The 20,892-nt window shown below is 61.4% G+C and carries 20 protein-coding genes; 7 read left to right on the top strand and 13 right to left on the bottom strand.

Going from position 1 to position 20,892, the window contains the following annotated elements; translation table 11 throughout:
- Positions 1-71 precede the first annotated feature (71 nt).
- The 4 genes from AC4IHP_RS11825 to AC4IHP_RS11810 all read left to right on the top strand — a co-directional run bounded on the left by AC4IHP_RS11825 (position 72) and on the right by AC4IHP_RS11810 (position 3,483).
- On the top strand, positions 72-677 hold the full coding sequence (locus AC4IHP_RS11825; RefSeq protein WP_071173693.1) for an LPS-assembly lipoprotein LptE: 606 nt from the start codon (positions 72-74) through the stop codon (positions 675-677).
- 39 nt (positions 678-716) lie between these two features.
- Positions 717-1,754: a DNA polymerase III subunit delta gene (gene holA, locus AC4IHP_RS11820; RefSeq protein ID WP_490831750.1), complete on the top strand. Its 1,038-nt coding sequence runs from the start codon at positions 717-719 to the stop codon at positions 1,752-1,754.
- A gap of 180 nt (positions 1,755-1,934) precedes the next feature.
- Complete coding sequence (arfA, locus tag AC4IHP_RS11815) at positions 1,935-2,099, top strand: alternative ribosome rescue factor ArfA (RefSeq protein ID WP_016773035.1); 165 nt, start codon at positions 1,935-1,937, stop codon at positions 2,097-2,099.
- 61 nt (positions 2,100-2,160) lie between these two features.
- Positions 2,161-3,483: a lytic murein transglycosylase gene (locus AC4IHP_RS11810; RefSeq protein WP_490831749.1), complete on the top strand. Its 1,323-nt coding sequence runs from the start codon at positions 2,161-2,163 to the stop codon at positions 3,481-3,483.
- A gap of 103 nt (positions 3,484-3,586) precedes the next feature.
- On the opposite strand, the gene AC4IHP_RS11805 is transcribed toward AC4IHP_RS11810, so the two are convergent.
- The 13 genes from AC4IHP_RS11805 to AC4IHP_RS11745 all read right to left on the bottom strand — a co-directional run bounded on the left by AC4IHP_RS11805 (position 3,587) and on the right by AC4IHP_RS11745 (position 16,148).
- On the bottom strand, positions 3,587-4,552 hold the full coding sequence (locus AC4IHP_RS11805; protein WP_490831748.1) for a S66 peptidase family protein: 966 nt from the start codon (positions 4,550-4,552) through the stop codon (positions 3,587-3,589).
- 132 nt (positions 4,553-4,684) lie between these two features.
- Positions 4,685-5,683 (bottom strand): lipoyl synthase, encoded by a 999-nt coding sequence (lipA, locus tag AC4IHP_RS11800; RefSeq protein ID WP_160768663.1) that lies wholly within the window; start codon positions 5,681-5,683, stop codon positions 4,685-4,687.
- A 25-nt stretch (positions 5,684-5,708) separates the two neighbouring features.
- Positions 5,709-6,356 carry a lipoyl(octanoyl) transferase LipB gene (lipB, locus tag AC4IHP_RS11795; protein WP_024014445.1) on the bottom strand — a complete coding sequence of 216 codons (648 nt, stop codon included), beginning with the start codon at positions 6,354-6,356 and terminating at the stop codon, positions 5,709-5,711.
- A complete protein-coding gene (locus tag AC4IHP_RS11790) occupies positions 6,356-6,631 on the bottom strand; it encodes a DUF493 domain-containing protein (protein ID WP_016773029.1) in 276 nt (91 codons plus the stop codon). Before AC4IHP_RS11790 ends, lipB begins: the two co-directional genes overlap by 1 nt.
- Positions 6,632-6,717: 86 nt before the next feature.
- Positions 6,718-7,875, bottom strand: coding sequence for a D-alanyl-D-alanine carboxypeptidase family protein (locus AC4IHP_RS11785; protein WP_016773028.1), 1,158 nt, complete (start codon positions 7,873-7,875; stop codon positions 6,718-6,720).
- 187 nt (positions 7,876-8,062) lie between these two features.
- Positions 8,063-9,073: a septal ring lytic transglycosylase RlpA family protein gene (locus tag AC4IHP_RS11780; protein ID WP_471814369.1), complete on the bottom strand. Its 1,011-nt coding sequence runs from the start codon at positions 9,071-9,073 to the stop codon at positions 8,063-8,065.
- Positions 9,073-10,083 (bottom strand): lytic murein transglycosylase B, encoded by a 1,011-nt coding sequence (mltB, locus tag AC4IHP_RS11775; RefSeq protein ID WP_490831747.1) that lies wholly within the window; start codon positions 10,081-10,083, stop codon positions 9,073-9,075. Before mltB ends, AC4IHP_RS11780 begins: the two co-directional genes overlap by 1 nt.
- A gap of 17 nt (positions 10,084-10,100) precedes the next feature.
- On the bottom strand, positions 10,101-11,204 hold the full coding sequence (gene rodA / locus AC4IHP_RS11770; RefSeq protein ID WP_051600793.1) for a rod shape-determining protein RodA: 1,104 nt from the start codon (positions 11,202-11,204) through the stop codon (positions 10,101-10,103).
- A gap of 31 nt (positions 11,205-11,235) precedes the next feature.
- The gene (mrdA, locus tag AC4IHP_RS11765; protein WP_071173699.1) at positions 11,236-13,131 is read right to left on the bottom strand and encodes a penicillin-binding protein 2; all 1,896 of its coding nucleotides are present in this window, start codon (positions 13,129-13,131) and stop codon (positions 11,236-11,238) included.
- A 10-nt stretch (positions 13,132-13,141) separates the two neighbouring features.
- Positions 13,142-13,609, bottom strand: a complete 468-nt coding sequence (gene rlmH / locus AC4IHP_RS11760; RefSeq protein WP_011063671.1) for a 23S rRNA (pseudouridine(1915)-N(3))-methyltransferase RlmH — start codon at positions 13,607-13,609, stop codon at positions 13,142-13,144.
- A 9-nt stretch (positions 13,610-13,618) separates the two neighbouring features.
- Positions 13,619-14,113 carry a ribosome silencing factor gene (rsfS, locus tag AC4IHP_RS11755; RefSeq protein ID WP_016773024.1) on the bottom strand — a complete coding sequence of 165 codons (495 nt, stop codon included), beginning with the start codon at positions 14,111-14,113 and terminating at the stop codon, positions 13,619-13,621.
- Positions 14,114-14,185: 72 nt separating this feature from the next.
- Entirely contained in the window at positions 14,186-14,908 is a 723-nt protein-coding gene (gene nadD, locus AC4IHP_RS11750) for a nicotinate-nucleotide adenylyltransferase (protein ID WP_024014451.1), read from the bottom strand.
- Positions 14,877-16,148 carry a glutamate-5-semialdehyde dehydrogenase gene (locus tag AC4IHP_RS11745; protein ID WP_490831746.1) on the bottom strand — a complete coding sequence of 424 codons (1,272 nt, stop codon included), beginning with the start codon at positions 16,146-16,148 and terminating at the stop codon, positions 14,877-14,879. The genes nadD and AC4IHP_RS11745 overlap by 32 nt, the downstream gene beginning before the upstream one ends.
- A 177-nt stretch (positions 16,149-16,325) precedes the next feature.
- On the opposite strand from AC4IHP_RS11745, the gene AC4IHP_RS11740 reads away from it, so the two are divergent.
- The 3 genes from AC4IHP_RS11740 to AC4IHP_RS11730 all read left to right on the top strand — a co-directional run bounded on the left by AC4IHP_RS11740 (position 16,326) and on the right by AC4IHP_RS11730 (position 20,840).
- Positions 16,326-17,051, top strand: coding sequence for a DNA-3-methyladenine glycosylase (locus AC4IHP_RS11740; RefSeq protein ID WP_490831745.1), 726 nt, complete (start codon positions 16,326-16,328; stop codon positions 17,049-17,051).
- Positions 17,052-17,203: 152 nt separating this feature from the next.
- Positions 17,204-18,520, top strand: coding sequence for a bifunctional DedA family/phosphatase PAP2 family protein (locus AC4IHP_RS11735; protein WP_460121683.1), 1,317 nt, complete (start codon positions 17,204-17,206; stop codon positions 18,518-18,520).
- 310 nt (positions 18,521-18,830) lie between these two features.
- Positions 18,831-20,840 (top strand): hypothetical protein, encoded by a 2,010-nt coding sequence (locus AC4IHP_RS11730; RefSeq protein ID WP_490831744.1) that lies wholly within the window; start codon positions 18,831-18,833, stop codon positions 20,838-20,840.
- The last annotated feature ends 52 nt before the right edge of the window (positions 20,841-20,892 follow it).

The raw sequence follows: 20,892 nt of genomic DNA, 5'->3' as shown, positions 1-20,892 counted from the left end.
GCTCGCCTGGCACCCAGTAAAACCTTTCGGGCCGCAGAGTCGGCTCACCTGGTTTCAAGGGGAGCAACACAATGATCAAACGCAATCTGCTGGTGATGGGCCTCGCCGTTCTGCTGAGCGCCTGCGGTTTCCAGTTGCGTGGTACCGGCACAAACGAGCTGTCGATCAAGGAAATCGACCTGAGCGCGCGTAACGCTTACGGCGAAACCGTGACACAACTGCGTCAGACGCTCGAGTCCAGCGGCGTCAAGGTTTACAGCGGCGCGCCGTACAAGCTCTACTTGGCTGACGAGCAGGAAAGCCAGCGCATCCTCAGCTATGCCGGTGCCGGGCGCACAGGCGAGTATCAGGTCAACACCGTGCTGAGTTATGACATCCGCGGCGAGAAAAACCTGTCGCTGATCAGCGACAAGCTCGAAGTGCAGAAGGTGTTCATTCACGACGGCAACAACCTCGTCGGCTCCGATCAGGAAGCCAACGACGCCCGTCATGAAATCCGTCGCGAACTGGTTCAGCGCATGATGCTGCGCCTGTCACAGCTGACCCCGGGCCAGTTGCAGCAACTGCAGCAAACCGCCAATGACCGCGCCAAGGCTGAAGCCGATGCGCTGGAAGCGGCGCAGAAGGCTGAGGCGGAAACTCCGCGTCAGTCGCCGCTCGAAATCCCGCAGCAGTAAGACGGCCGGGGCGCTCTGGCGCCCCGCTCGCCCTTCCTTATGAAGCTCGCTCCCGCGCAACTCGGCAAACACCTGCAAGGCGCACTCGCGCCGGTCTACATCATCAGCGGCGATGACCCGTTGCTGTGTCAGGAAGCCGCCGACGCCATCCGCACGACTGCTCGCCAGCAAGGTTTCGACGAACGTCAGGTCTTCGCCGCCGACGCCAATTTCGATTGGGGTACGTTGTTGCAGGCCGGCGCGAGCATGTCGCTGTTCGCCGAAAAACGCCTGCTCGAGCTGCGCCTGCCATCAGGCAAACCCGGCGACAAAGGTGCGGCGGCGCTGATCGAATATTGCTCACGTCCCGCTGAAGATACCGTCCTGCTGATCAGCTTGCCCAAGCTCGATGGCAGCGCGCAGAAAACCAAGTGGGGCAAGGCGCTGGTCGAAGGCCAACAGACCCAGTTCGTACAGATCTGGCCGGTGGATGCCAATCAACTGCCCAGCTGGATTCGTCAGCGCCTGTCCCAGGCCGGTCTGTCGGCCAGCCAGGACGCCGTCGAATTGATTGCCGCGCGTGTCGAAGGCAACCTGCTCGCCGCCGCGCAGGAAATCGAAAAGCTCAAGTTGATGGCCGAGAGTGGGCAGATCACCGTCGAAACCGTGCAAGCCGCCGTGGCCGACAGTGCGCGGTTCGACGTGTTCGGCCTGACCGACGCGGTGCTCAACGGCGAACCGGCCCACGCCTTGCGCATGCTCGAGGGTCTGCGCGGCGAAGGCGTCGAGCCGCCAGTGATTCTCTGGGCACTGGCGCGGGAGTTGCGCCTGTTGGCCAATATCTCATTGCAATACAGCCAGGGCACGCCACTGGACAAGTGCTTCAGCCAGTCGAAACCGCCCGTCTGGGACAAGCGCAAGCCGCTGATGAGCAAGGCGCTGCAACGCTACTCGGCGCAACGCTGGGCGCAATTGCTGCTCGAAGCGCAGCGTATCGATGCGCAGATCAAAGGTCAGGCAGCGGGTTCGCCGTGGATGAGCCTGAGTCGGTTGGCTCTATTGATGGCAGGCCAGCGACTGTCTTTGCCTGCCGAGTAAGGCAGCCGACCGCGTAGCGTCCATTCGCGAGCAGGCTCGCTCCCACAGTGACCGCTTACCAATGTGGCAGCGAGCCTGCTCGCGAAAGCGCCAGAATATTCCTACGCATGAGCTACTGGACAGATGCGCCACATCGGCAGATTATTCCCGGCGCAAAACCACCACACCGAGAGAATCCCCATGAGCAAAAAGCCTGCAAAGCATGGCCCCAACAAGGCCAAATCCATCGTCGCCCAGCCCTTGTTCCGCAGCCGTCAGGAACGACCAGCCAAGGGCAAAGGCAGCTACCGCCGCGAAGCCTTCCGGTCTGACAACCGGGAGGCTTTTTACTTTCTGGCTGCCTGAAGCGCACTACCCCCCGCTCATGTTAAGGTCTGCACCTGATTCGTTTCCCCTGGAACTGTGCATGCCCCCAAGTCTTTCCCGTCGTTGGCCCGTGCGCCAATTGATCGCTGCCTCCAGCTTCATCCTGCTTGTTGCCTGCGCGGAAAAACCCACCGCCGCCGATGCACAACCGCTTCAAGCCGCCCCCGTTGCCACGGCCCCAGCGATCATCCCGCCGGTAGTGCCGTCCGCCGATCCGCTCGATATTCAGCCGACTCAAACCTTCGCCGAATGGCAGTCCGGTTTTCGCAAAGATGCCCTTGCCGCCGGGATTCGCCCCGAGCTGTTCGATCAGGCATTTGCCAACGTCAGCTTCGACGCCAGCGTGATCCGCGCCGATCGCAGTCAGCCGGAATTTTCCCGCCCGGTGTGGGAATACCTCGATGGCGCGCTGTCGCCACTGCGCGTACGCAAAGGCCAGGCGTTGATCAGCCAGTACGCCGACATTCTGCAAAGCATCGAGCAGCGATATGGCGTTGATCGCCAGGCACTGGTCTCGGTGTGGGGCATGGAAAGCAATTTCGGTCAGTTTCAGGGCAGCAAGTCGGTAATCAACTCGCTGGCCACCCTCGCCTACGAAGGCCGTCGTCCGGGCTTTGCTCATGCGCAATTGATCGCCGCCCTGCAGATACTGCAGCAGGGCGATATCACCCCGGAGAAAATGCTCGGCTCCTGGGCCGGCGCAATGGGCCAGACCCAGTTCATTCCGACCACTTACAACACCCACGCCGTGGACTTTGACGGTGACGGTCGCCGCGACATCTGGGGCAGCCCGGCCGATGCGCTGGCCTCGACCGCGCATTATCTGCAGAGCTCAGGCTGGCAGCGTGGCCAGCCGTGGGGCTTCGAAGTGCAACTGCCCAGCGGTTTCAACTACACCCTGGCCGATGGCGCGATTCGCAAAAGCGTCGCCGAATGGCGGCAACTGGGCGTGAGCCTGCCCAATGGCGCGCAGGTGCCAGCCGGCTCCGAGCAGCTTTCCGCTGCCCTGCTACTGCCGGCCGGTTATCGCGGCCCGGCGTTTCTGATCCTCGACAACTTCCGGGCGATTCTCAAGTACAACAATTCGTCGTCATATGCGCTGGCGGTGAGCCTGCTGTCCGAGCGCTTTGAAGGCGCAGGCTTGATCAATGGCGACTGGCCGAAAGATGATCTACCGCTGAGTCGCACCGAGCGCATCGAACTGCAAACGCTGTTGACCGCGCGTAATTATGACGCCGGCACGGCGGACGGCATTATCGGCGCCAATACGCGCAAGGCCATTCGCAGCGCCCAGCAGGCACTGGGGTGGCCGGCGGATGGGTATCCGACGCACAAGTTGCTTGAGAGCCTGCGCGCCCAATAAAAGCATCGCGGGCAAGCCCGCTCCCACAGGGGTTCTGGTTGAAACACAATTGTGTATTCGACTCAAAACCTGTGGGAGCGAGCTTGCTCGCGAAGACTGACTGTCAGGCAATAACCGTTTCCGCCTTGATCACCACATCCTGCTCCAGCAGCAACTCCTGCTTTCCCGCATCCAGGCGCACCAGCGCGCCCAACGGCAGTGTCAGATTCGGGTCGCAATGGCCACTGCGCCAACCCGACAACACCGGAATCCGCAACGGCTCAAAGGTTTGCTTGAGCAGCCGATTCAGCGCGTCGACCTCCACCCCGGCGATATCACCGACCAGCACACCGCGCAGTCGGGCCAGCTTGCCGGCCAGACGCATCTGGGTCAGCAGCCGATCAATGCGATACAGCGGCTCGTTGATGTCTTCGATAAACAGAATCACCCCTTCGACATCAATCTCGTAAGGCGTGCCGAGGGTTGCAGCAATCATCGCCAGATTGCCGCCAAGCAAGCGCCCGTGGGCAACGCCTGGTTCAACGGTTGAGAGCGGATACGCCGCCGGATGGCTCAGCACACTCCCTGACTTCATTTGCCCGCGCAGCATGGCGAAGAATGACGTGACGGTCGGCGGCTCCTTGTCGCCGAGCAGGTCGGCATTGAGCAGCGGCCCGTGGAAGGTCACAAACCCGGCGTAGCGACTGATGGCCAGGTGCAGCGCGGTGATGTCGCTATAGCCGACAAACGGCTTGGCATGCCGGCTGAGCAGGTCGTAATCGATTCGGTCGAGCAGGCGCGGCGTGCCGTAGCCGCCGCGCAGGCAAATGATCGCGTCGACTTCGGGATCAGCGAATGCCGCATGCAGATCGCGCAGGCGTACGTCGTCGCTGCCGGCCAGATAGCCGTCCTTCTCGTAGACGCCCGGAAACACCTTCAGCCCATGGCCGCGCGCGCGCATCCATTGCAGCGCTTTCTCAGTGTCGAGGGCGCCGGGACCGGCAGGCGCGATGACGCCGATCGTGCCCTCGCAGGGCAGCGCCGGTACGGCTCGGTGGGCAATCAGGGTGTGGCTCGGTCGAACGGTCATCCATGGGCTCCAGCGGTAAAGTCATGCACACACAGTAGTCAGCTGAAGAGGCAAACAAAAGCCCCTTGTCTCAGGCAAAAAAATGCCCGCCGAAGGACAGTCCTCGGCGGGCATTTTTGCATCGGCGCTGAATCAGGAACCCAGCAGCTCGGCCTTGACCAGCTTCGCCTGCTCGTCGGCATGGTACGAGGAACGTACCAGCGGGCCCGAAGCGACGTTCTTGAAGCCCATCTTGTACCCTTCCTCGGCGAACCAGGCGAAGGTGTCCGGATGGACGAAACGCTGCACCGGCAGGTGGCTGCGCGACGGTTGCAGGTATTGACCGAGGGTCAGCATGTCAATGTCGTGTTCGCGCATGCGCTTCATGACTTCGATGACTTCCTCGTCGGTCTCGCCCAGACCCAGCATCAGGCCGGACTTGGTCGGAATGTGCGGCATCATCTGCTTGAAGCGTTGCAACAGGGTCAGCGACCACTGGTAATCCGAACCCGGACGCGCAGCCTTGTACAGGCGTGGCACGGTTTCCAGGTTGTGGTTGAACACATCCGGCGGCTCGGCGGCGGTGATTTCCAGAGCGATGTCCATGCGGCCGCGATAGTCCGGGACCAGGGTCTCGAGCTGCACGTTCGGCGACAGTTTGCGGATTTCGCGGATACAGTCGGCGAAGTGCTGGGCACCGCCGTCACGCAGGTCATCACGGTCAACCGAGGTAATCACTACGTATTTGAGCTTGAGGTCGGCGATGGCGATGGCCAGGCTTTCCGGCTCGTTGACGTCCAGTGGCTTCGGACGACCGTGGCCAACGTCGCAGAACGGGCAGCGACGGGTGCAGATGTCGCCCATGATCATGAAGGTTGCGGTGCCGCCGGAGAAGCATTCGCCGAGGTTCGGGCAGGACGCTTCTTCGCAGACGCTGTGCAGCTTGTGCTTGCGCAGCAGGCTCTTGATGCGGTCGACTTCCGGCGAAACCGGGATGCGCACGCGGATCCAGTCGGGTTTCTTTGGCAGTTCGGTGGTCGGGATGATCTTGACCGGGATGCGTGCAACCTTCTCGGCGCCGCGCAGCTTGACGCCGGCTTCAACCTTGGGACGCGGGGCCGGGCGCTCGGTCACGTCGAGCGTCGGGATCATGGTTTGCACTGCATCAGTAGTCATATCAGTCGATTCCGCCCGTGAGGGTCGTCTGCTCAGCATAGTCGAGGTGTTTGACGAGCTGCGCGCGCAGCCGGGCACTTACCTCGGCAAATTCAATCGATCCTGCGTGATCGCTCAGCTGGGTCATGGCCAGCCCGGCGTAGCCGCAGGGATTAATCCGTCGAAACGGTTCCAGGTTCATATCCACGTTCAGGGCCAGGCCATGAAAGGAACAACCGTGGCGAATGCGCAAACCCAGAGAAGCGATTTTTGCTCCATCGACGTATACGCCGGGAGCATCTGGCTTGGCGGCGGCGGTGACGCCGTAGCTGGCCAGCAGTTCGATCAGGCAGGCTTCCATGCGGCTGACCAGATCACGCACGCCGAAACCCAGCTTGCGCACATCCAGTAACAGATAAGCCACCAGTTGCCCTGGGCCATGATAAGTCACTTGGCCGCCACGATCGACCTGCACCACCGGAATATCTCCCGGCAGCAACAGGTGTTCGGCCTTGCCAGCCTGGCCCTGGGTGAACACCGGCGGGTGTTCGACGAGCCAGATTTCGTCGGCGGCAGCATTGCCGCGTTCGTTGGTAAAGCGCTGCATGGCATGCCAGACCGGCTCGTAAGCCATCTGGCCCAGCTCGCGAAAGCCCAGCGTGCCGTGCATCACAACACCATGTGCACGAAGCCGGTCGCCCGCAGTTCGCTGTTGATGTTGTACAGCTGATCCTGGTCGGTGGCGACGATGTGCAGCTGGATGGTGGTGTACTTGCCGGTGCTGCTTTGACGCTCGTCGATGCGCTCGTCATTGATGGTCGCGTGTTTCTTGACGATCTCGATGATCTGGTCTTTGCGGCCGACGCCCGTATCGCTGATTACCTTGATCGGGTAATCAGTTTGGGGAAATTCGATCTTTGGCGCCTGTACTTCGGTATCGGTCATGGCGTAACGGCCTCTAGAGTGCAAGCCGTGGTAACGCACATGGCCCCGCACCGGATCGGGGCGGGGCCATGCAGGTCAACACTGAATCAGTTGAACAAGCCGTAGAAGAATAGACGGATGCTATCCCACATGCGGCGGAAGATACCACCCTCCTCGACGCCATCCAGAGCGATCAGGTCGGCGCTGTGCACCACCTTGTCTTCCAGTTTGACTTCGACTTTACCGATCACGTCGCCCTTGGCGATTGGCGCAACCAGTTGCGGGTTCATGGTCATGCTGGCAGCGAGCTTCTTCAGCTGGCCTTTCGGCAGGGTCATGGTCAGATCTTGTGCCAGGCCGGCCTTGACCTGGCTGGTGGTGCCTTTCCATACCGGCGCCTGCGCCAGCTCAGTGCCCTTCTGATAGAAGGTCTGGGTTTCGAAAAAGCGGAAGCCGTAGGTCAGCAGCTTCTGGGTTTCAGCGGCGCGGGCTACTTCGCTGTTGGTGCCGAACACCACGGCGATCAGACGCTGGCCGTCACGTACAGCCGAAGACACCATGCAGTAGCCGGCTTCGTCGGTGTGGCCGGTTTTCAGACCGTCAACGGTCTTGTCGCGCCACAGCAGCAGGTTGCGGTTAGGCTGCTTGATGCCGTTCCAGAAGAACTCTTTCTGCGAGTAGATCGCATAGTGAGCCGGGTCTTCGTGGATGATCGCACGGGCCAGAATCGCCATGTCATGCGCCGACGAGTAGTGCTCAGGGTTCGGCAGACCGGTCGGGTTCATGAAGTGGGTATTGGTCATGCCCAGTTCGGTGACGGTCTTGTTCATCAAGTCGGCGAAGGCGTCTTCGCTGCCGGCGATGTGCTCGGCCAGGGCGACGCTGGCGTCGTTACCGGACTGGATGATGATGCCGTGCAGCAGGTCGCTGACGGTGACTTGCGAACCGACCTTGATGAACATCCGCGAGCCGCCGGTGCGCCAGGCGTTTTCGCTGACGGTCACCGGATCGTTTTCACCGATCTGGCCGCGACGGATTTCCAGGGTCGCGATGTACGCGGTCATCAGCTTGGTCAGGCTGGCCGGTGGCAGACGCTGGTCGCCGTTGTTTTCGACCAGCACGTTGCCGCTGCTGGCATCCATCAGAACGTAGGCCTTGGCGGCCAGTTGTGGTGGCGACGGCATCATCTCGGCCGCGAAGGCGGCTGGCGAGAGGAGCAGCGGGACTAGCAGACACAGGCGTTTGGCAAAGGTGGTGATGTTCATCCGTCTCTCGAAATCGCTAATGGAAACTTGCCCGAAGGCAAAACTTATTCAGACAGCCTTCTAACGGGCCATCGCGTGTTCAGTTGCTCACTCCAGTCACCCTTGCCGGGCTTTTGTTCTTCGACGAGCCAACAACCTGGTTCACCCCCCGAATACCGCAAGTGAACCGTCAATCAAGGTCTACGTATTACTCGCTGACCACGCTGGGCGAACCCAGATTGGCCAGACGCACACTGTTCTGCACCTGGGCGATTTCACCCGGCGAGCCGATCGGCCCCAGGCGTACCCTGTGCAGGGTCTGCTGATTGCGCACGATCGAACTGATGAACACCGGCGCGCTCACCATCCCGCTGAGCTTCGACCTCAGCAGTTCGGCAGCGTCCGGGTTGGCGAACGCGCCCACCTGCAGATACTGGCCAGACGCTGGTGCAGAAGCGTTTTTTTTTGCATCGATCTGCACGGGCACCACGGCCGCGGCGTGTTGCTGCGGCGGCGGCGTCCATTGCTCGACGGTGCCGGCCGAAGCCGTAATCACTGGCGCGCTATTCTGCGCCACTTGCGGCTCGTTGAGCATCAGCGGCGCCGGACGGCCCTTGGCCGCCCACCACTGCTGCGGATCGATGCCCTCGACCTTGACCCGCGCGGTGCCGGTTTCGGCATAGCCGAGTTTCTTCGCCGCAGCATAAGACAAGTCGATGATGCGATCGGAGTAGAACGGCCCACGATCGTTGACGCGCAGGATCACGGTCTTGTTGTTGTCCAGGTTGGTCACCCGGACGTAACTTGGCAGCGGCAAGGTCTTGTGCGCGGCGCTCATGCCGTACAGGTCATACACTTCGCCATTGGCGGTGTTCTGGCCATGGAACTTGGTGCCGTACCAGGACGCTGTGCCCGAAGCCACGTAGGTCTTGGATTCCTGCAACGGAAAATAGGTCTTGCCCAGCACGGTGTACGGGTTGGCCTTGTACGGGCCGGTGTGCAGGGTCGGTGTCGCATCAGGGATGCGCGAAACATCGACGTCCCACCACGGCGCGCCGTCTTTGTGCGCGCGGTTGATGTCCAGGCCCGGTTGGGCGCGGACAGCGGTGGACGGGGTTTTCTGCGTCGGCGTGCGGCTGGTCGTGCAACTGGCGACCAGGACTGCCAACGCAGCGAAAGCCACCAGCTTCAGGGGTTTATTGTTAGGCAATGCCTGCATTACTTGACGCCCCGTGCTTGTACCAGCTGTTCAGACAGTTGATGTACGGCCATGGCGTACATCACGCTGCGGTTATAACGCGTGATCGCGTAGAAATTCTGCAGGCCCATCCAGTATTCAGGGCCGTTGTCGCCTTCGAGGCGAAATGCGGTAACCGGCATATCATCGCGCAGCGCATCATGACTCGACCAGCCCAGCGCCCGCAACTCTGCGACCGTTTTCACTGGCTCGATACCGGTGGTCAGGCCTTCATCGACCTGCTCGCCGCGCACATCGGCGCGGCTGACCACCGGCTCACCGGCGACCCAGCCGTGACGCTTGAAGTAGCTGGCGACGCTGCCAATGGCATCGTCCGGGTTGTTCCAGATATTGATGTGGCCGTCACCGTCGAAGTCCACCGCGTAGGCGCGAAAGCTGCTCGGCATGAACTGCGGCAGGCCCATGGCCCCGGCGTACGAGCCTTTGAGGGTCAGTGGATCGACCTGCTCTTCACGGGCCAGCAGGAGGAACTCACGCAGTTCCTTGCGGAAAAATTCGGCACGGGGAGGATAGTCGAAGCCGAGGGTCGATAAAGCATCGATCACGCGGAAATTGCCGGTATTACGTCCGAAAAAGGTCTCGACGCCGATGATCGACACGATGACTTGTGCCGGCACGCCGTATTCCTGCTCGGCACGGGCCAGGATCGCCTCGTGCTGACGCCAGAAGTCGACGCCACGGGCGATGCGCGCATCAGTGATGAACATCGGGCGATATTCATTCCACTGCTTGACGCGTTCGGCGGGTTTGGAGATGGCGTCGAGAATCGACTGCTTGCGTTGCGCCTCGCGGAACACACCCATCAGTTGTTCACCGGCGAAACCGTAGTCGCGGGTCATTTCGCCAACGAATTCGGCCACCTGCGGCGAGCCTTCATAGTCGCCGGCCAGCGCTTCCTGCACGCTCCCCAGCAGGCCCATCAGGCCAACCAGCGGCGCGCATCGAGTCGCCCAGCCACGCATTACTTGCATTGCACTCTTCACCTTATTCAAACCTGTGCGATCCACTTACGATGGGTATGGATCGACATCAAAACCCCAAACGCTGACAGCAGCGTCACCAGCGAAGTTCCTCCGTAGCTAATGAACGGCAACGGCACCCCCACGACCGGCAACAGGCCACTGACCATACCGATGTTGACGAAAACGTAAACAAAAAAAGTCATGGTCAACGCGCCGGCGAGCAATTTGCCGAACAGCGTTTGCGCCTGGGCAGTGATTACCAGCCCGCGACCGATCAACAGCAGATAGATCAGCAGCAGCGCGCAAATCCCCACGAGACCGAATTCTTCACCGAGTACGGCAATGATGAAGTCGGTGTGGCTTTCCGGGAGAAAATCCAGGTGCGACTGAGTGCCGAGCAGCCAGCCTTTGCCGAATACGCCACCGGAACCGATCGCCGCCTTCGACTGAATGATGTTCCAGCCGGTACCGAGCGGATCGCTTTCCGGGTCGAGGAAAGTCAGGACCCGTTGCTTCTGATAGTCGTGCATGACGAAAAACCACATCGCCACCGACACCGGCACCGCCGCCGCCAGCACGCTGAGAATCCAGCGCCAGCGCAAGCCGCCCATGAACAGGACGAAGGCGCCACCGGCGAGAATCAGCAGCGAAGTACCGAGATCCGGCTGGCGCACGATCAGAATGAACGGCACGCCAATCAGCATCAGGCTGATGCCGACGTGCTTGAGCTGCGGCGGCAAGGTGCGTTTGGACAGATACCAGGCGATGGTCGCCGGCATCAGGATCTTCATGAATTCCGAGGGCTGGAAGCGGATCACCCCGGGGATGTTGATCCAGCGCGTGGCGCCCATGGCGTTGTGGCCCATGATGTCGACGACGATCAGCAAGACCACGCCGATCACGTAACCGAGCGGCACCCAACGCGCCATGAAACGCGGCTCGAACTGGGCGATGACGATCATTGCCACCAGACCGATGCCGAAGGATGTGGCCTGCTTGCCGAGCAGATCCCAGCTCTTGCCGCTGGCCGAATACAGCACGAACAGGCTGCCGGCGGCGAGGATCAGCAACAGGATCAACAGCGGGCCATCGATATGCAGTCTTTGCAGCAACGTCGCGCGGCGACGCATCACATCCTCGCTGGAGAGCATGCGATCGAAGTTATTCATCACGGGCCGGGGCCTCCGCAGTGATAGGGCTGGCGTACTCGGCTTTCAGGTGGCCATCCTGGTCGAGCAGCCATGCGTCCATGACCTGGCGCACCACTGGCGCGGCAACGCCGGAACCGGACTCACCGTTCTCGACCATTACCGACACGACGATTTTCGGATCATCGGCCGGGGCGAAGCCGACGAACAAGGCGTGGTCGCGATGGCGTTCCTGGACCTTGGAGCGGTCGTATTTCTCGCCCTGCTTGATTGCCACCACCTGCGCGGTACCGGACTTGCCGGCGATGCGGTACTGCGCGCCGATCGCCGCTTTGCGCGCGGTACCACGGGCGCCGTGCATTACCTGCTGCATGCCGTGGTTGACCTTGTTCCAGTCGGACGGGTCGCGCAGGACGATGTTCGGCATCGGGTTTTCATCCACTGGCTTCACCCCGTCGAGGGACTTGGCCAGGTGCGGACGATTCCAGATGCCCTTGTTGGCCACCAACGCCGTGGCCTGGGCCAATTGCAGCGGCGTCGATTGCATGTAGCCCTGGCCGATCCCGAGAATCAGGGTTTCGCCGGGGAACCACGCCTGTTTGCGCGTCGCCCGCTTCCATTCGCGGGACGGCATCAGGCCGGGGGATTCTTCGAACATGTCCAGCGAGACCTTCTGGCCGATGCCGAACTTGTTCATATAGGTCGACAGCCGATCGATGCCGAGCTTGTGCGCCAGGTCATAGAAGTACGTGTCGTTGGACCGCATGATCGCCGTGTCGAGGTCGACGAAGCCGTCACCGGTACGGTTCCAGTTGCGGTATTTGTGGTCGTAGTTGGGCAGCATGTAATAGCCCGGGTCGAACACCCGGCTCGAAGCCGTGACTACGCCGGCGTCGAGACCGGCAATCGCCACCGCCGGTTTGATCGTCGAGCCCGGCGGGTACAGACCGCGCAGCACGCGATTGAACAGCGGCCGGTCGATGGAATCACGCAACTCGGCGTAGGCCTTGAAGCTGATGCCGGTGACGAACAGGTTCGGGTCGAAACTCGGCTGACTGACCATCGCCAACACTTCGCCGGTTTTCGGATCGAGCGCCACCACCGCACCACGTCGCCCGCCCAGCGCGGCCTCGGCGGCTTCCTGCAACTTGATGTCGAGGCTCAGGACGATGTCCTTGCCGGGAATCGGATCGGTGCGCTTGAGCACCCGCAACACGCGGCCACGGGCGTTGGTCTCGACTTCCTCGTAACCGACCTGACCGTGCAGTTCCGGCTCGTAGAAACGCTCGATGCCGGTCTTGCCGATGTGGTGGGTGCCGCTGTAGTTGACCGGATCGAGGCTTTTCAGCTCTTTCTCGTTGATCCGCCCCATGTAGCCCACCGAATGCGCAAAGTGCGCGCCCTGCGGGTAATGCCGGACCAATTGCGCGACCACTTCCACCCCGGGCAGGCGGAACTGGTTCACGGCAATGCGGGCGATCTGCTCTTCGGTCAGCTCGAACAGGATCGGCACCGGCTCGAACGGCCGGCGCCCCTGACGCATGCGTTTCTCGAAGATCACCCGATCCTCGGGCGTCAGTTCCAGCACCTCGACGATGACGTCGAGCACCTGTTGCCAGTCGCCGGAGCGCTCGCGGGTCATGCTCAGGCTGAAGCTCGGCCGGTTGTCGGCCACGACCACGCCGTTGCGGTCGAAAATCAGCCCGCGCGTCGGCGGAATCGGCTGCACATGCACGCGGTTGTTTTCCGACAGGGTCGAGTGGTACTCGTACTGGATCACCTGCAGGTAATACAAACGCGCGATCAGCACGCAGATCAGCGCCACGATCACGATCGCACCGAACACGACACGGCTGCGCACCAGACGGGCGTCCTTTTCGTGGTCCTTGATGCGGATCGGCTGAGACATGAGGGCAGGCTTACTTGTGGTAAGGGTGACCGGACAACACGGTCCAGGCACGGTACAACTGTTCGCCGATCAGGATCCGCACCAGCGGGTGCGGCAAGGTCAGCGGCGACAACGACCAGCGCTGGTCAGCGCGGGCACAGACTTCCGGTGCCAGCCCTTCCGGGCCGCCCACCATGAAGTTGACCGTGCGCGAATCCAGGCGCCAGCGATCGAGTTCAACCGCCAGTTGCTCGGTGCTCCACGGCTTGCCGTGAACCTCCAGCGTGACGATCCGCTCGTTGTGCCCGACCTTGGCCAGCATGGCTTCGCCTTCCTGGCGGATGAAACGGGCCACGTCGGCATTCTTGCCACGGGTGTTGAGCGGAATTTCCACCAGTTCCAGCGCCAGTTCGGATGGAAGACGCTTGGCATATTCATGCCAGCCTTCTTCCACCCATTTGGGCATGCGTGAACCGACGGCGATCAGGCGCAGTCGCACAGCAATCCCTTAGAACTGGTCTTTGTTGAGCTTGGTGAAATGCTCGTGGGTGTTCTCCGGACTGTGGTGCTTGGCATCGGCCGCACGGCTTTGCTCGGCACCGGCCCACAGACGCTCCAGGTCGTAGAACTGACGCGCCGAGGCGGTCATCATGTGCACGATCACCAGATCGAGGTCGAGCAGTACCCAGTCGCTGTCGCCCTTGCCTTCTTCGCCCAGCGGCTTGGCGCCCTGCTTTTTCACTTCCTCGCGGACCTTGTCCAGCATCGCGTTGATCTGGCGATTGGAGGTACCGGTGGCGATGATCATGTAGTCAGTGATGCTCTGCTTGTCGCGCACATCGATGATCTGGATGTCCTGGGCCTTGACGTCTTCCAGCGCAGCGACGGCAATCTTGACCAGTTCGTCGCCCTTGAGCGGCTCGTTGGTGTTGACGGCTTCCGGCAGTGGTGCGCTCTTGAACGTGCCTTTGCGCTTTACTTTCGGTAGATCTTTATCAGTCATATGAAACTCGTTTTGCTCATGTATTCGGCGGCTTGGGGATACGGTGATTCGTATCAGTGAAGCACGCCTTGTTCAGTTCGACGCACGATACAGACCGTGCGCATCGATGTAGGCCAGGACCGCGTCGGGCACCAGGAAACGTACCGACTTACCGCTGGCCAGCAGTTGACGGATCTGGGTGGCGGAAACCGCGAGCGGTGTCTGCCAGACGAATGCAATCTGTCCGCTCGGCCCTTTCAGGGCCAGCGGGTCGCTCACCGAACGCGCTGCCAGCAGGTTGCGCAAGGCATCCGGCGGTTCGCTGTCGGCGTCCGGGCGCTGTAGCACCAGGATGTGGCAATGCTGGAGCAACTCTTCCCAGCGGTGCCAAGTGGGCAGGCCGCAAAATGCGTCCCAGCCCAAAAGCAGAAAAACCTGGGTCTCGGCGGGCATCTCTGCGCGCAGCGACTCCAGGGTATCGATGGTCCAGGACGGTTTGTCCCGCTGCAATTCGCGGGCGTCCACCACCAGCGGCGGCAATCCGGCCACCGCGCACTCGACCATCGCCAGCCGATCCTGCGCCGACACCTGCGGCGTACCGCGATGTGGCGGGCGCGCGTTCGGCATCAGGCGCAACTCGTCCAGCGCCAGCGCTTCGACGACTTCCAGCGCGCCACGCAAATGGCCGATATGCACCGGGTCGAACGTACCGCCCAGCACGCCAATGCGCTGCGGGCGCGACTCGCTGCCGGTGTGCGGCGCTGTCAGGTCGAGGTCGGTCAAGTCAGACCGTCGCCTGGCCGCGCAGCTGGCCATCGCCGACCACGATGTACTTCTCGCAGGTCAGCCCCTCAAGCCCTACCGGGCCGCGGGCGTGCAGCTTATCAGTAGAAATGCCGATCTCGGCACCCAATCCGTATTCAAATCCATCGGCAAAGCAGGTCGGCGTGTTGATCATCACCGAGGCCGAGTCGACTTCCGCCACGAACCGGCGGGTGTCGGCGAGGTTTTCGCTGACGATCGAGTCGGTGTGATGGGAGCCGTAATGGTTAATGTGTTCGATCGCCTGCTCCAGACCGTCGACCACGCGAATCGACAGGATCGGCGCCAGATACTCGGTGCTCCAGTCGTCCTCGGTGGCCGCCACGGTTTCGACGATTGCCTGGGTGCGTTCGCAACCACGCAGCTCGACGCCTTTTTCGCGGAACTGCGCGGCCATCGAAGGCAGGAAATCCCTGGCAACAGCCTGGTCGACCAGCAGCGTTTCCATCGCGCCGCAGATGCCATAACGGTAAGTCTTGGCGTTGAAGGCGATGCGCTGGGCTTTTGCCAGATCGGCGTGCTCGCTGACGTAGACGTGGCAGATGCCGTCCAGGTGCTTGATCACCGGCACGCGGGCATCGCGGCTGATGCGTTCGATCAGGCCACGACCGCCACGGGGAACGATGACGTCGACGTACTCAGGCATGCTGATCATCGCGCCGACGGCGGCGCGGTCAGTGGTTTCGACCACTTGCACCACGGCGGCGGGCAGTTCGGCCTCGGCCAGACCGCGCTGAATGCACGCGGCAATCGCGCGATTGGAGTGAATCGCCTCGGAGCCACCACGCAGAATGGTCGCGTTACCCGACTTCAGGCACAGGCTGGCGGCATCGATGGTCACGTTCGGACGGGACTCGTAAATGATCCCGATCACGCCCAGCGGTACACGCATCTTGCCGACCTGAATGCCCGACGGACGGAAGCTCATGTCGCGGATCGCACCAACCGGATCCGCCAAGGCAGCGACCTGACGCAAGCCGACGATCATTCCGTCGATGCGCGCCGGGGTCAGTTCGAGACGTTCCAGCAGCGCCGGTTCCAGACCGCTGGCGCGACCGGCAGCCAGATCCAGCTCATTGGCTGCGGCAAGCTCGGCGCGCGCAGCATCCAGAGCATTGGCGGCAGCCTGCAAGGCGCGGTTTTTCTGCGCGGTGCTGGCGCGACCGATGACCCGGGAGGCAGCGCGGGCGGCGCGACCCAATCGGGTCATATAGTCAAGAACGGACTCAGTCATGGTCTGCTGGGGTCTTGGCAAAGAGGAAAGCGGCAGATTATAGCTGTCGCGTCCCGGGACTAACAGCGGTGACAGGCGGATGGTCGAAATGAGCTGCGTTTGCCCCTCGTTCAGACGTAATTAAGCTCAGCGTTGTTATCATCACGACCTCTTGAGCCTGGATAAACCTTGCCCATCATGACCAACGTGCCCCTTTGCCCCGAGTCCGCACGCCTGCCCGTGGGCCTGCCGGACAGTTTTTTCGACCGCGACGCACAGGTGCTGGCGCAGGCGCTGCTCGGCAAAGTCATCCGTCATCGCGTCGGCGACCTATGGTTGAGCGCGCGAATTATCGAGACCGAAGCCTATTACTTCGCGGAAAAAGGCAGCCACGCCTCGCTCGGCTATACAGAAAAACGTAAGGCTTTGTTTCTGGATGGCGGCCACATCTATATGTACTACGCCCGTGGCGGTGATTCGCTGAACTTCAGTGCGCAAGGTCCGGGCAACGCGGTGCTGATCAAATCTGCCTATCCGTGGGTCGATGAAGTCAGCGGCCCGGCGAGTCTGGCGCAGATGCTGGTGAACAATCCCGATGCCCAGGGCCGGCCGCGTCCGACGCAGAAGTTGTGCGCCGGGCAGACGCTGCTGTGCAAGGCACTCGGTTTGAAAGTACCGATGTGGGACGCCAAGCGTTTCGATCATGAATTGTTGCTGGTCGAGGACGCAGGACCGGCGCCCTCGCAGATTATTCAAACTACCCGATTGGGGATTCCGCTGGGTCGCGATGAACACCTGATGTACCGCTTCGTTGACGCCGCGCATGCGCAATGGTGCACGCGGAACCCGCTGCGACGGGGTCAGGTCGAAGGCCGGGATTATCTCCTGCTTCCCGGAGCTGACGGCGAATCCGCAAATAAATGATGTCCCCCTGTGGGAGCGAGCCTGCTCGCGAAGGGGTCGTGCCAGCCAACGCTTCTCTCGTCTGACACAGCGTATTCGCGAGCAGGCTCGCTCCCACGGGCCTGCCGTGCAACGCGTAACAATTACTTAAAGAATGAATGGAGTTTTTCTGTATGGGCCCATGGCTCGATAGCATCACCGGATGGCTCGGCGCCAATCCGCAGTGGCTGGCCGCAGCGGTATTCATCGTGGCGTGCGTAGAGTGCCTGGCGATTGCCGGGCTGATCGTGCCGGGCACGGTGCTGTTGTTTGCCGTGGCAGTGCTCGCCGGCAGCGGCGCGCTGTCATTGAGCGAAACGCTGCTGCTGGGCTTTCTCGGCGGCATCCTCGGTGATCTGATTTCGTATTTCCTCGGCCGCCATTTCCACCAGAACATCCGCCGCCTCCCCGGGCTACGCCATCATCCGGAATGGATGGCCGGCGCCGAGTCGTACTTCCAGCGCTATGGCATCGCCAGTCTGCTGGTCGGGCGTTTCATCGGCCCACTGCGGCCGATGCTGCCGATGGTCGCCGGGATGTGCGACATGCCCTTCCCGCGTTTCTTCGCCGTCAGTCTGCTGGCAGCTGCTGGCTGGAGTCTGGCTTATCTGTTGCCGGGCTGGGCCACGGGCGCAGCGTTCCGCTTGCCATTGCCTGAAGGGTTCTGGCTGGAGGCCGGGATCGTCGCCGCCAGCATCGCGGTAATGGTCGGCCTGAGCGTCAACAGCAGTGTGCGTCGCCATCGTCGCGCGACGATCTGGATCGGCAGCATGAGCCTGTTGATCCTGATCGGGCTGTTCATCGGCTATCCCTACCTCACCGCGCTCGACAACGGTGTGATGACTCTGGTGCAGGAGCATCGCCAGCCAGCGCTGGACGAAATCGCCGTGACGCTGACCCTGATCGGCGAATTCCGCAACATGCTTTTGTTCAGTGCCCTGCTCGTCGTGCTGTTGTTGCTGTGCAAGCAGTGGCGCCAGGCAGTGTTCGCCGGCGCCACCATGCTGATCACCGCCATGGCCAACACCGGAACCAAATACTTTTTCGCCCGAGTGCGCCCGGAAGTGCTCAGCGACCCATTGACCACTTACAGCATGCCAAGCGGCCATGCCTCCGGCGCGTTTGCCTTGTTCCTGACCCTGGGCGTGCTCGCCGGTCGTGGGCAGCCGCCGCGCATGCGCCTGACCTGGCTGTTGATAGCCTGCATCCCGGCACTCTCTATCGCTTTGTCGCGGGTCTATCTCGGCGCGCACTGGCCGACCGATATCCTCGCCGGCGCGATGCTCGCCAGTTGCGTCTGCGCCGGGATGTTGTGGTTGAGCCAACGGCAGACGTCCCTCAACCCGATGCCATTCAAGATCTGGTGGCTGATCCTGCCATCGATGATCGCGCTGTTCGGTTTCTTCGTGCTGCGTCATTTGCCTCATACACTGTTGCGCTACGCCTACTAAACATCGACATGCAAGCACTGTTTGTTTCGCGCCGCTCTTTCGGAAAACTCCGACAAGAGCGGCGTTAGTTGCCTACTTACTCTTTCCCCTGCCCGGTAAAACTTCCATTACTAAACCGGCACAACTCCCCGCCTGCAACAAATACAAAACTGACGTTACACAAACATCTGCAATCCCGCAGATAGTGCCTTTCATATTGTTTGAAAACCGTTAGATTGAACTAACCAATTAATTTCCATGTTGTTCCAGCACAGTTACAAACGGACGCTGAAATTAAAATCTTGAAACTTCGTTAGTTCAGAGCTATTCAATGAGCCCCAAAATACCCCGTAAACCAACCGCGACAACGACTCACCCGTCTGAATTGAGCAACACTGCGCCGCGCCGTAACGAAACCTTGTATCTTGACGGCGTTCCCGACTTTTTTCGCAATACCGACCTTGCTGACCTGGCAACGCCAAACCGCACCGTCGATATGCACTTGCCCGGTCAAGCGGCGCAGTTACCGGCAGTGGAAATCTCGCAGATGCCCGCAACAGGCGCCGTTCTGCCGCAGGCTGAGAGAGTGAACAACTACTGGCTGTCCGAGGCTTTTCTACAGGGCATGAAACCGGCCGACGTCGACGGATTTCGCTGGGTCGTTGGCAGAAAATTCGCCGACGTAGACGTTGAGGGTGCGCTGCAAACCACCCATATCGGCCAGGATGAATCCGGTGCCTGGCGCAGCAAACTACTGACCGAACGGTTCCCCTCAGGCCCACGCCTGTACAAAAACACCGACAGCCCGACATGGCGCCTGACAGAACAGGTCGCGCCGAAACGCCCCGCCGTGAGCGCAAGCGAACAGCCCGACCAGGCATCTGCAGCCAAACGCCCGCGAGCGGTTTCTGTGCCGGTGCCTGTGGATCAACGCGCTTACCGCCCTTCGTGGCGCTCCCCGGACTCCCAGGGCTACCACGAGATGACACCGCTGCCCGGTGCGACGGATACCGCTATTCGATTTGCCCTGCGCGATGAGTTTGGCAATCTGATGCAGGTCGATGCACCAGTGGACGGATTCGGCGCGCAGCCGGCTCACTTGAGGCAATGGACCGATCAACAGATCTGGCAACTCTATGGCTTGCATGGCCAGGACATCACCCGCTTCCGGGCCGAAGCGCAAGCCTCTGGCCTCCCTCCGCCATGGGCCAGCCCCGCAAACACGAATAACCCGTTCACCGATTTGCTGCGCAATTTCCTGCGCTGGCTGCACCCGGCAATGACGCTGAAGGAACGCGAGACGTTTCTGCAGTCTTTCAACCTGCTACCGAATCAGCTGACACGTTTGCGCCGGGACCTGCAAACCCAGTTGGCGATCCCCTCTTGGGTACAGGCGCACAAGCGTCTGCTCGACGATGTCGACAACCCGCTACGCCTCGAGCAATTTGCCAGGGACGCAGTCGAGCAACTCAACCTCAAGCGCAACGCCCGCCATGATTGGTATCACCCCGAAAACAGCCTGGCGTTCGAGGTGCGTGAAGCCCTGCTGAAAAAACTCGGTTATCGGCGCAACAAGAACAATTGCCTGTACCGCACCGACATTCCGGCGCTGTTTCGCGGTGACGAACGCACACCGTTCGAGTTGGCCAGCGACGGCACCATGCTGCCGCGCTATCACCATGAACCCGGCGCCACTACGCACAAACCCATCAGCGCGACGTTCAGTCTCAATGAAGGCCAGATGTACGCCAGCGCGCCCGATCCCGAATACCTGCGGTTCAACAGTCAGACCCACAAGTATCCCGGGCGCGACGCGAGTGACAGCAGTTCGGAGAGCGGCGCGAGCGACGCCAGCGACTCCAGCAGCAGCGCTTCCTCCGACTGGTCGGATGGCGACAAGCCGATAGCGTGGGATCACGAGCGCGGCTATCGATCCGAGCGCACTCGGCAGACGGTCATGTTCCTGTACGCGCTGGACACACGTCACCTGGAGGTAGTCCCCCACGAAGAAAACATGATGTTCAATTCCGCCGCCCGTGCAACGCCGCCAACCTGGTTCCCCTCAGACGATTTTGAAGGGTTGATTTCGGTCACCCGCAGCGGCCTGGACGCCGAACGCATCTGGTTGCTCAACGCTGATCAGACCAAAGGCGCCAGAGTGACGGACATAAACGACATGGCCGGAGCCAGTGCCGCACGCATCGAAGCCGCGACCCATGCCGGGCAGGCCAATCATTTCCAATACGACGCGCTGATCGACAAGGTCGAAGCGGCGGCCCTGCCCATCCTCAGACTGTCCGGCAACAAGAACGAATTCGGTCATGACATCGTCTGGCCGTAAACCCGGGCATTGCCCGCACCACCGGTAAGGAAGCCGGTTTTTCATACACAAC

Source organism: Pseudomonas sp. UF-293 (assembly GCF_058245595.1).
This window is presented reverse-complemented; position numbering and strand designations above follow the sequence as displayed.